The organism is Pengzhenrongella sp. (genome assembly GCF_036565025.1).
GTDB lineage: Bacteria > Actinomycetota > Actinomycetes > Actinomycetales > Cellulomonadaceae > Pengzhenrongella.
Map to the genome: position 1 here is coordinate 1 of NZ_DATCNW010000256.1, position 9925 is coordinate 9925.

Genomic DNA, 9925 nt, shown 5'->3' on the forward strand with positions numbered 1-9925 from the left:
GCCCAGGGGCTCCTCACCGGGCCCGAACCGCGCCACCGGGCGACCAAGAGCGAAACCCGCTCACCGCCCCGACGAACCCCTCATCAACCCCGCCGAGCCAAATCCCGCCCAGGAACACCCGCTCGACACCAGCCACCTAGACCCGGCTCATCACCACCTCCACCAGCCACGCGAACCCGCGGGGCCGGACGAACACACCCAAAGACAGGGAAGGCGCAAGCATGCCCACCTACGACACCCCAACCCCGATCGACCTCGCCGTCAACCTGCAGGTCGGCGTGATCGAGGTCGTCGCCGGCTACCGCGCCGACACGGTTGTGACCGTGTCGGCCACCAACCCGGCGAAGGCGGTCGACCGCCGAGGCGCGGAGGAGACCAAGGTCGACTTCGACGGCGAGCGGGTCACCATCACAGGCCCGCGGCCCCGCCTCAGCTTCATCGGCCCGACCGAGTCGGTCGACATCCTGGTCGAGCTGCCGACGGGGTCGCGGCTCACCGCCGAGATCGCCGTCGGCGGCGTGCGCACCAGCGGACGCCTCGGCGCCACCCGCATCAAGTGCTCGATGGGGCCCGTGGACGTCGACACCACCGGCGACCTGTGGCTGCGTGCCGGGCACGGCAACGCGACCCTGGGGACCGCCGAGGGCGGGATCGAGATCACGGCGGATCACGGTCAGATCCGGATCGGCACCGTCACCGGCGACGCGATCCTCAAGGCGTCGCACGGCTCCGTCCAGGTCGGGGAGTCCGGCGGCGACCTCGACGCGAAGCTCTCCTACGGAGACCTCGAGATCACCAAGGCACTCGCCTCCGTCGCGGCGAAGACCGCGTACGGCGCCATCGCGCTGCGCGAGGTCTCGAGCGGGTCGATCCAGGTCGAGAGCGGCTACGGCGCGGTCACCATCGGCGTGCGGCCCGGCGTCCCCGCCTGGCTCGACCTGTCCTCGAGGGAAGGGCGGGTGCGCAACCAGCTCGACGGCGACCGCGCTCCCGGCGAGTCCGAACAGACCGTCGCAGTACGTGCACGCACCCAGTACGGCGACATCACCATCCAGCACGCCCGCTGAATTCGAGCAACCGACGCAACGGAAGGAAACTCATGACCACCACAGCGATCGAGGTCCAGGGGCTGCGGAAGTCCTACGGCGAAAAGATCGTGCTCGACGACGTCGACCTCACCGTGAGCGCCGGCACCGTCACCGCGCTGCTCGGCCCGAACGGCGCCGGCAAGACGACGACCGTGCACATCCTGTCCACCCTTGTGCGGCCGGACGGTGGCACGGCATTCGTCAACGGATGTGACGTCGTGCGCGACCCCGACGGCGTGCGCGCCGCGATCGGCCTCACCGGCCAGTTCTCCGCGGTCGACAAGCTGCTCACCGGTGAGGAGAACCTCCTGCTGATGGCCCGGCTGCGCCACCTCGGGGCGAAGCGCTCCAGGACGCGGGTGGCCGAGCTCCTCGAGCAGTTCGACCTCGTCGAGGCCGCCCGCAAGCCGCTCGCCACCTACTCCGGCGGGATGCAACGCCGCCTCGACCTCGCGATGACCCTCGTCGCGACACCGAGCGTGCTCTTCCTCGACGAGCCCACCACGGGCCTCGACCCGCGCAGCCGGCACACCATGTGGGACATCGTGCGCGACCTGGTCCGGCAGGGCACGACCGTGCTGCTCACCACCCAGCACCTCGAGGAGGCGGACGAGCTCGCGGACCGGATCGCGGTGCTCGACGGCGGCCACATCGTCGCCGTCGGGACACCGGACGAGCTCAAGCGCCTGGTGCCCGGCGGGCACATTCGGCTCCGGTTTGCCGACGTCGCCGCGCTCGACGCCGCCTCCCGACTGCTCGACGACTCCGCTCGTGACGACGCCGGGCTCGCGCTCACCGTGCCGAGCGACGGCGGGGTCCGCGCGCTGCGCACCGTGCTGGACCGCCTCGATGCGGCCGGCCTCGAGGTCGACGACCTCAGCATCCACACCCCGGATCTCGATGACGTGTTCTTCGCACTCACCGGCCTCCTCGACGCGAAGGGAACCCAGTCATGACCACCATCACCGCCCAGCGCCCGACGGCCCCGGACACCCGTCGACCGTCGCACGTCGTCGCCGACGCGATCACGATGCTGCGCCGCAACCTGCTGCACATCGTGCGCTACCCCGGCCTGTCGATGTTCACCATCCTCGGGCCCGTCGTGATCCTGCTGCTGCTCGTGTTCGTGTTCGGCGGCACGCTCGGGGCCGGCCTGCCCGGCGCGAACCCGGCCGGCGGGCGCGACGCCTACCTGGCGTACGTGATGCCGGGAATCCTGCTGATCACCATCGCCGGCACCGCAAGCGGCGCCTCGATCACGGTCGCGATGGACATGACCGAAGGAATCACGGCCCGGTTTCGCACCATGTCGATCTCGCGCGCGGCAGTCCTCGCCGGGCACGTGGTCGGCAACACGATCCAGGCGATCATCGCCGTCGCCCTCGTGCTCGGAGTCGGCATTCTCGTCGGATTCCGGCCGGTGGCCGGACCGATCGAGTGGATCAGCGCCGCAGGCCTGATCGCGGCTATCTCGTTCGCGGTCAGCTGGGTCGGGGTAGCCATGGGAATGCAGTCGAAGACGGTCGAGACTGCCAGCAACCTCCCCATGATCCTGACCCTCCTGCCGATCCTCGGCAGCGGCTTCGTGCCGACCGAGTCGATGCCGCAGGGGATGCAGTGGTTCGCGCAGTACCAGCCGTTCACGCCATTCATCGAGACCGTCCGCGGGCTGCTGCTCGGTACCCCGCTCGGCGGGCACCCGGGGCTCGCGATCGGGTGGTGCGTCGCGATCGCGGTCGCAGGATACGCCTGGTCGATGGCGATCTACGAGCGGAAGTCGGTGCGCTGAGCCCCGGCCCGTTCCGACAGCTGCGGGCGGTCGCGAGTTCATCGCGGCCGCCCGCGGCTGTTGCGCTCCACGAGCTGCGGGCGTGCCTGGGTTCTCGCGGCGAGGTCTTGACGGCGGTAGGCACCCGTCGCATGATGGATATCACTGCTGTATATCACTGCGGAGGAACAGGTGGCGGTCACCAAGATCTTCTGGTCCGGGCGCTCGCAGGCGGTCCGCATTCCGAAGGAGTTTCGCCTGCAGGGGACCGAGGCCGTGATCCGCCGCGTCGGCGGCTCTCTCGTGATCGAACCGATCGCCGCGGACTGGGCGTGGATCGACCGAGCACACTCGGCCGGCGGACTCGATGTCGAAGCCGAGGAAGCCGCTGTCGAGCACGTTCCCATGGCCGAGCGGTCTGCGGCCGAAACTTACTTCAGCAGGTGATCTACCTGCTGGACACCAACGCACTGATCGACGTTCTCCGCGGTCCGGGTTCTTCTGTCGAGTCCCGGCTCCGAACCCTGCCTCCATCAGCCGTGGGCGTCTCGGTCATCGTCCTGCACGAGCTCTACTACGGCGCCTATCGCAGTCGACGATCGGAGGAGAACCTCGCGATCGTCGAGGAGGTTGGACTCGACGTGGTCGAAATGACCCGAGAAGACGCTCGAGAAGCGGGGCGCATCCGGGCCTCCCTCGCATCAATGGGGACGCCAATCGGACCGTTTGATGTCCTCATCGCGGGTCAGGCGATCGCCCGCGGGGTCACGTTGGTCACTCACAACCTGCGAGAATTCGAGCGGATCGAAGGGCTGTCCCTCGAGGACTGGTCCTCCTAACGAAACGGGCGGCACGCCGCAGGATCCAGGTCGTTCTGCGGCCGTCCGCGCCGCCTCCGGCTGTCAAACTGCAGACACGAACGAAGAGCCAGGGACCTCAGGGGCGGACCATGGACGACGCTACTCGCGGGGCGCTCACCGGCAGCCAGCTGATCGACCTGACCACCACCGGGCGCCGCTCGGGCGAGCGACGCCGCATCGAGATCTACCTGCACAGCGTGAACGGCCGGCTCTTCATCTCCGGCTCGCCGATCCCCGGCCGGACGCGCGCCTGGATCCACAACGTCGCCGCGGACCCGCACGTCGTCGTGCACATGAAACGCACGATCGTGGCGGACGTCCCCGCGACCGCTCGGGTGATCAGCGACCCGACCGAACGCCGCCCGCTCATCGAGGCGGCCGCGCGACGGTGGGGTCGCACCGACATCGTCTTCATGCTCGAGCACAGCCCGCTCATCGAGCTCACCGTTGAGGGCTACCCGAGCGCTTCTGGTGAGCCGGTGGCCCAGCCGTTGCCTTGACCTGCGCAGCCGCGAACGTTGCTCGCGCCGCGACTTCGCCCGGCCGGAACCCGGCCGGGCCGCGCGCCTCAGCCGCAGTCGTCGCAGACGCCGGTCGCCGGGAGGGTCATCGAGCACGTCGGGCAGATTGCGGGCGGGATCTCACGGGCGGCGGCGGACCGTGCGACCGGGGACCGCGTGGTGCGCGCGGTGCGCGTCGTGCGCGCGGCACGCACGGGCGTCGCGGGCAACACCGACACCGGCTCGGACACCTCGAAGCCCCGCTTGCGCAGAATCGCGACGGCGCCCTGCGTGCCGCTGTTGAACTCGTCCGGCGTGGCGAGCCGCCCGGTGGCGAAACGATGGGCGACCCCGAGGATCGCCCTCGAGTCGTAGCTGCGGCCCTCATGGACGAGCGGGTAGTTCCGGGATGCCCCGAATCCGTAGACCTCGAGGAACTGCTCGCCGCCCCGGGTGTCGTACTCGGCGAGCGCCTGGAGGATGTGCTGTCTTGTCACAGAAGAGAACGTGGCCACAACGAAACAGCGTACGACGACCTGGGCCGGGTCCATCCCGGGGCCGTCCCGGGGTGGTCCTGACCGAGGCCGTCGCAACGGACCGAGGCCGTCTGGCCGGCCGGATGGGTCAGGCCGCGCCGGGCTGGAAGGCCCGGACGTTCAGCAGCTCGACGGCGGTGTTCGCGCAGCCCGTGTACCCGGGCGCCGCGACGAACAGCGAGGTCCGCGAGCCAGGGGGGTACACCCGGAACCCGTCGGCCGGCATCGGGTTGCAGGTTGCGGTCGGGTAGTTGGCCGCCTGCGTGATGCGCATCGGGGCGTGCGCACTACCCCGCGGCAGCAGGGTGACCGTGGCGTGCTCACCGGTCCGGTCGAGCGTGGCGGGCGCACCGATCTGGGTGCCGTGCCCCCCACCGACCAGTGACACACCCGGCCAGCCCTGCAGCGTGCAGGCCGAGCTGCCGACGTTGGTCAGCACCAGGAAGGGCAGCAGACTGCCCGCCGCACCGCTGTCGCCCGCGGTGATGCTGCCCCGCAGCTCGGCGGACCGGCAGCGGTCGGAGCGCAGGGTGCCGGACGTGCTGGTCCCGATGCCCGCCGGGTTGGTGCTGGTGTTCGTGGGTGGGGTGGTGGTCGGCGCCGCGGTCGCAGGAGGCGTGGCCGCGGGCGGCGTCGTGGAGGGAGCGGGCGTGGCCGGCACGGGCGCGGTGGAGCGAGCGGGCGCGGTGGGCGCGGGTGGTGTGGTGGCCGCGCCGTTCGGAGCCTGGTCGTTGCCGGAGCATCCGGCGAGCAGCAGGCCCGTGGCGAGCATCATGGCGACGGCGAGCACGCGGGGTGACTGCCTGGGTCGCGCCGCCCAGTGCGGGCGTGTGCGTCGAGTGGCAGTCGGTCGGATTGTCACGGCGGTACCTCCTTCTTGTGTCCCGACACCCTTCTCATCGGGTGTCCTGACTCGTATCGTGCGCGGTCGACCATGAGGGGACGATGAGGCGCTCGCCGGAGTTCTGCGGCAGCCGCCGGATGGTCAGCCGCGCCCCGCCGGCCGGCCGGCCAGTCGCAGGCGCACGCGCAGCCCGCCACCCGGTGCCTCGTCCAGCCGCACGTCACCGCCGTGCAGCCTGGCCGCCCAGACCACCAGGGCCAGCCCGCTGCCGGTGCCGCCGCCGGCGGTCTCGCCCGGGCGCAGCACCCGGCGCCGGTCCCGCCACCGGACCCCGGGGCCGGCGTCGGTGACCTCGATCCCGTGCTCGTCGACCCGGACGCGCACCGGCGGGAGGCCGTGCCGCAGGGCGTTCTCGACCAGGTTCCGCACCGCCTGCGTCAGCACCTCGGGCGCCCCCTCGATGACGACCGGCACGGCGTCCACCGCGACGTCCTGCGCCCCCGGCGACTCCTCCACGGCGACCGCGACCAGCTGGTCCAGGCGGAGCGGCTCACGCACGGCGGTGGCGCCGTCCGGGGCGGACCGAGCGCGCATCAGCAGTGCGGTGGTCAGGGATGCGAGCTCGTCCACCTCGTCCTTCGCCCGGTCCAGCGCCGCCGAGCGCTCGACGGCGGTGGCCGCCTCCTCGGCGTTGTCGACCATCAGGCGCAGCCGGCTCAGCGGCGTGCGCAGCTCGTGCGAGGCCTCGATCTGGAACCGCTCCAGGCTCTGCAGCGCCCGCCGGGCCGGTCGGGTGGCGAACCCCGCGATGACGTGACCGGCCAGCGCGGCCAGCACCAGCAGCGCCGCGCTGATCGCGATCAGCCGCGAGCGCAGCTCGGCGTGCTGGGCCGCGCCGGGCAGCGGGCCACCGTCCAGCACGATCCCGACGACCGACCTCCCCGAGGGCGAGAACGCCAGCACCGGTGCGGTGGCCCAGTGCAGCTCCCTGCCGGTGGCGTCCGGGGCAAAGGAGTCCCGCACCTCGGGGTCGGCCTGCTGCTCGTGCAGGCGCCGGCGCAGCTCGGCGTCGGCGGGCAGGGAGCTCTGTGTCGGGGAGGCGTAGAGGATCGCTTCCGGCGTGAGCACGCCGACGACGGTGACCGTGCGGTCGGTCGGGATGGTGTCGAGCCGGCTCAGGTCGAGGGACGCGAGAGACTCGGCGGAGGTGAAGGCGTTCGGGGCGATCACGTCCGACAGGGCGGCGGCCTCGGTACGCAGGGCGGTGGTCAGAGCGTCAGCGCGGGACGCGGTGTCGACCCGCAGGGCGAGCACCGACAGGACCGTCAGGCACAGCGCGGTGGTCAGGGCGAACACCGCCGTCGTGCGCCAGCGGATGCGGGTCACCTGGCGCTGGGCCGGGCTCGGTCGTCGTCGGGCGAGCCGCTCGGCGGTCGGTCGGGCCGCGGTCGGGCTGGTCACGGGACGCCGTCGGTGCCCGTGCGCAGCCGGTAGCCGACGCCGCGCACGGTCTCGATGACGTCCGGCGTGCTCAGCTTGTGCCGGACCTGGGCGACCACGACGTCCACCACGTTCGACATCGGGTCGTGCGCCTCGTCCCAGCACCGCTCGATCAGCTCGGTCCGGGACACCACGTCCCCGGCGGACTCGAGCAGCACCTCCAGCACGGCGAACTCTTTGGCGGTCAGGGTGAGCAGCACGCCGTCGTCGGTGACCCGGTGCCGACGCACGTCGAGCAGGAGGTGCCCGGCGCGCAGCACGTCGGGCTGCCGGTCCCGCTGCCGCCGGGAGAGCGCGCGCACCCGGGCCAGCAGCTCGGCCAGGGCGAAGGGTTTGACGACGTAGTCGTCCGCGCCGTACTCGAACCCGTCGACCCGGTCCGCGACGTCGCTGCGGGCGGTGAGCAGCAGCACCGGGGTACGCACGTCGTCCGCGCGCAGCCGGGCGACGAGGTCCAGCGCGTCGCCGTCGGGCACCATGCGGTCCAGCACCAGGCAGTCGTACGTTCCGATGGCCAGGTGCAGGTCGGCGTCGGCGAGGGTGCCCGCCACGTCCACCGCCATGCCGTGCCGCCGCAGCCCGTCCGCGACCTCGTCGGCCATCCGGACGTCGTCCTCGAGCAGCAGCACCTTCATGCGCGAAGGCTATTGCGCACACCCGCGGCGGTGCGCTCCGTGACGTGTTCGCCGGAGTCGTCGCCAGTGGGTTACGTTCGGCCGATGCCGCAATACACCGTCGAGCTCGTTCGGCACACCCGATGAGCACAGCGAGCGTGATCGGTGCCGGCCCGGCGGGCCTGATCGCCGCAGAGGTGCTGGCCCGGGCCGGCGTGACCGTGACGGTGTACGAGCGGATGCCATCGGTCGCCCGCAAATTCCTCCTGGCGGGGCACGGCGGACTGAACATCACCCACTCCGAGGACCGCGACCGGGTGCTGGCCAGGTACGGCAGCTCGGCCGACCGGCTCGCGCCGATGCTCGGGGTGTTCGGTCCGCAGGATGTCCGCGACTGGTGCGCGGGTCTGGGCGAGCAGACGTTCGTCGGGTCGAGCGGGCGGGTGTTCCCGCGGTCGTTCCGGGCCACACCGCTGGTCCGCGCGTGGTTGTCGCGCCTCACCGAGCTCGGGGTGACGATCGAGAAGCGCCATCGGTGGACGGGCTGGACGGACGGCGGGCTGGCCTTCACCGGTGCCGACGGAGCGGCGATCGAGGTCGCCGGCGACGTGGCGATCTTCGCGCTCGGGGGAGCGTCCTGGCCGCGGCTCGGGGCCGACGGCGGCTGGGTCGGCCCGTTCTGCGACCGAGGTGTGGCGGTGACGCCGCTGCGTCCGGCGAACGTCGGGGTGCGTGTCGAGTGGACCGACAGGTTCGCGGACCGGTTCGAGGGAACACCGCTGAAGCAGGTGGGGCTGACGGTCCGCGGACAACCCGGCCAACCTGCGCGCGGCGACGCGATGGTGACCCGGACCGGGCTGGAGGGCGGCCCGGTCTACGCGATCGGCGTCCCGATCCGTGACGCCCTCGACGCCGACGGGCGGTGCGTCCTCGAGGTCGACCTGCGTCCCGAGCTCACCGTCGAACAGCTCACCGACCGGTTGCAGCACCGCCGACCGAAGGACTCCGGCTCCAACTGGCTGCGCCGCTCGATCGGTCTCGATCCGGTCGCGATCGCCCTGCTGTGGGAGTCGAGCGGCGGCGGGATGCCGAAGGACGCAGCCGTCACGGCCGCGCTGGTCAAGGCGGTGCCGGTGGCGGTGACCGCGACGATGCCGATCGCGCGCGCGATCTCGACGGCGGGGGGCATCGCGTGGTCGGAGGTTGACGAGTCGCTGATGCTGCGGCGGCTGCCCGGCACGTTCGTCGCGGGCGAGATGCTCGACTGGGAGGCGCCCACCGGCGGCTACCTGCTGCAGGCCTCGTTCAGCACCGGCGTGGTCGCGGCGCAGGGTGCGCTGGCCTGGCTCCAGCGCGACCCTGCGCGTTAGCCGCAGTTCAGGTGAGGGCGACGGTGCACGTCACCGCGGTCCGCACGCTCACCTCTCGTCCAGGACCGGGCCCAGCCGGACGGCGAACCCGGCCGGGTCGTCGGCGAACCCGATGTGGCCGCCGGGGAACGTCGTCGGCGCCAAGGTGAGCGCGGCGGCGAGCGCCGTCGACGTGCGGTCGCAGAACTGACCGGCGGACTCCGCTCCGACGCCGATCACGAGGCGCGTCGCCGCGTCGCGCAGGGCGGCGAGGTCGGGCCGCCACCGGGCCGTCGGGCGGATCTCGTGCGCGAAGAAGAAGTCCTGGTCCGCCGCCTGCTGCCGGTCGCGGTCCCCGCCGAACATCATCTCCATCGCGCCTTCCGGCAGGATGATGCCGGCCTGGACCATGAATTTCCGCCAGGCCCCCAGCACGTCGCCGGACTGATAGGTCGCGACGATGTCCTCGGTCTGGGCGCGGACCTGCTCGCGGTCGTCGAGCAGCTCGCCCAGCGGGGGCTCGTGCGCGACGACGATCCGGACCTGCTCGGGGTAGGCCTGCGCGAGGGCCAACGCACTCACCGCGCCGCCGCTCGAGCCGAAGACGGCGGCCGGTCCGGCATCGAGGGTGGCCACGAGCCGGGAGAGGTCGTCGGCGCGCATCGCCGGGGTCGAGTCCTGGTCGGGGTCATCGACCGGGCTGCGGTTGATGCCCCGCGGGTCGGTCGTGAGCACGGTGTGGTCGACGGCGAGCAGGTCCGCCAGCGGAGCGAAGGCCCCGGCGTCCATCGGGGAGCCGATCAGCACGACGAGGGGTCCCGCGCCGCGGACCTCGTAGTACAGGCGCGCGCCGGGGACCTCCAGGG

The 9925-nt window shown here is 72.0% G+C and carries 12 protein-coding genes; 7 read left to right on the forward strand and 5 right to left on the reverse strand.

Going from position 1 to position 9925, the window contains the following annotated elements:
* Positions 1-221: 221 nt before the first annotated feature.
* From VIM26_RS14880 to VIM26_RS14905, 6 genes are all read left to right on the forward strand, one after another.
* Positions 222-1067, forward strand: a complete 846-nt coding sequence (locus VIM26_RS14880; protein ID WP_331952520.1) for a DUF4097 family beta strand repeat-containing protein — start codon at positions 222-224, stop codon at positions 1065-1067.
* A 32-nt stretch (positions 1068-1099) separates the two neighbouring features.
* Positions 1100-2044 carry an ATP-binding cassette domain-containing protein gene (locus tag VIM26_RS14885; protein ID WP_331952522.1) on the forward strand — a complete coding sequence of 315 codons (945 nt, stop codon included), beginning with the start codon at positions 1100-1102 and terminating at the stop codon, positions 2042-2044.
* Positions 2041-2877, forward strand: coding sequence for an ABC transporter permease (locus VIM26_RS14890; RefSeq protein WP_331952524.1), 837 nt, complete (start codon positions 2041-2043; stop codon positions 2875-2877). The genes VIM26_RS14885 and VIM26_RS14890 overlap by 4 nt, the downstream gene beginning before the upstream one ends.
* 171 nt (positions 2878-3048) lie before the next feature.
* On the forward strand, positions 3049-3303 hold the full coding sequence (locus VIM26_RS14895) for an antitoxin (RefSeq protein WP_331952526.1): 255 nt from the start codon (positions 3049-3051) through the stop codon (positions 3301-3303).
* The gene (locus tag VIM26_RS14900) at positions 3300-3695 is read left to right on the forward strand and encodes a type II toxin-antitoxin system VapC family toxin (RefSeq protein ID WP_331952528.1); all 396 of its coding nucleotides are present in this window, start codon (positions 3300-3302) and stop codon (positions 3693-3695) included. Before VIM26_RS14895 ends, VIM26_RS14900 begins: the two co-directional genes overlap by 4 nt.
* Positions 3696-3805: 110 nt before the next feature.
* Positions 3806-4216: a nitroreductase family deazaflavin-dependent oxidoreductase gene (locus VIM26_RS14905; protein ID WP_331952530.1), complete on the forward strand. Its 411-nt coding sequence runs from the start codon at positions 3806-3808 to the stop codon at positions 4214-4216.
* Positions 4217-4284: 68 nt separating this feature from the next.
* Here the strand turns inward: VIM26_RS14905 and VIM26_RS14910 are convergent, their stop codons facing one another.
* The 4 genes from VIM26_RS14910 to VIM26_RS14925 all read right to left on the reverse strand — a co-directional run bounded on the left by VIM26_RS14910 (position 4285) and on the right by VIM26_RS14925 (position 7731).
* Positions 4285-4713, reverse strand: coding sequence for a hypothetical protein (locus VIM26_RS14910; protein ID WP_331952532.1), 429 nt, complete (start codon positions 4711-4713; stop codon positions 4285-4287).
* A gap of 127 nt (positions 4714-4840) precedes the next feature.
* Complete coding sequence (locus VIM26_RS14915) at positions 4841-5614, reverse strand: DUF4232 domain-containing protein (protein WP_331952534.1); 774 nt, start codon at positions 5612-5614, stop codon at positions 4841-4843.
* A 123-nt stretch (positions 5615-5737) separates the two neighbouring features.
* Positions 5738-7057 (reverse strand): HAMP domain-containing sensor histidine kinase, encoded by a 1320-nt coding sequence (locus VIM26_RS14920; RefSeq protein WP_331952536.1) that lies wholly within the window; start codon positions 7055-7057, stop codon positions 5738-5740.
* Complete coding sequence (locus VIM26_RS14925) at positions 7054-7731, reverse strand: response regulator transcription factor (protein ID WP_331952538.1); 678 nt, start codon at positions 7729-7731, stop codon at positions 7054-7056. Before VIM26_RS14925 ends, VIM26_RS14920 begins: the two co-directional genes overlap by 4 nt.
* A gap of 122 nt (positions 7732-7853) precedes the next feature.
* Between VIM26_RS14925 and VIM26_RS14930 the strand changes: the two genes are divergently transcribed.
* The gene (locus VIM26_RS14930; RefSeq protein ID WP_331952540.1) at positions 7854-9080 is read left to right on the forward strand and encodes a TIGR03862 family flavoprotein; all 1227 of its coding nucleotides are present in this window, start codon (positions 7854-7856) and stop codon (positions 9078-9080) included.
* A gap of 48 nt (positions 9081-9128) precedes the next feature.
* Here the strand turns inward: VIM26_RS14930 and VIM26_RS14935 are convergent.
* A partial coding sequence (locus tag VIM26_RS14935) for an alpha/beta hydrolase (RefSeq protein ID WP_331952542.1) occupies positions 9129-9925 on the reverse strand: 797 nt, incomplete at its 5' end.

What these genes read in the sequence shown, in the direction of transcription:
- VIM26_RS14880 (WP_331952520.1), top strand. Translation starts at nt 222, where the DNA reads ATGCCCACCTACGACACCCCAACCCCGATCGACCTCGCCGTCAACCTG.
- VIM26_RS14885 (WP_331952522.1), top strand. Translation starts at nt 1,100, where the DNA reads ATGACCACCACAGCGATCGAGGTCCAGGGGCTGCGGAAGTCCTACGGC.
- VIM26_RS14890 (WP_331952524.1), top strand. Translation starts at nt 2,041, where the DNA reads ATGACCACCATCACCGCCCAGCGCCCGACGGCCCCGGACACCCGTCGA.
- VIM26_RS14905 (WP_331952530.1), top strand. Translation starts at nt 3,806, where the DNA reads ATGGACGACGCTACTCGCGGGGCGCTCACCGGCAGCCAGCTGATCGAC.
- VIM26_RS14925 (WP_331952538.1), bottom strand. Translation starts at nt 7,731, where the DNA reads ATGAAGGTGCTGCTGCTCGAGGACGACGTCCGGATGGCCGACGAGGTC.
- VIM26_RS14930 (WP_331952540.1), top strand. Translation starts at nt 7,854, where the DNA reads ATGAGCACAGCGAGCGTGATCGGTGCCGGCCCGGCGGGCCTGATCGCC.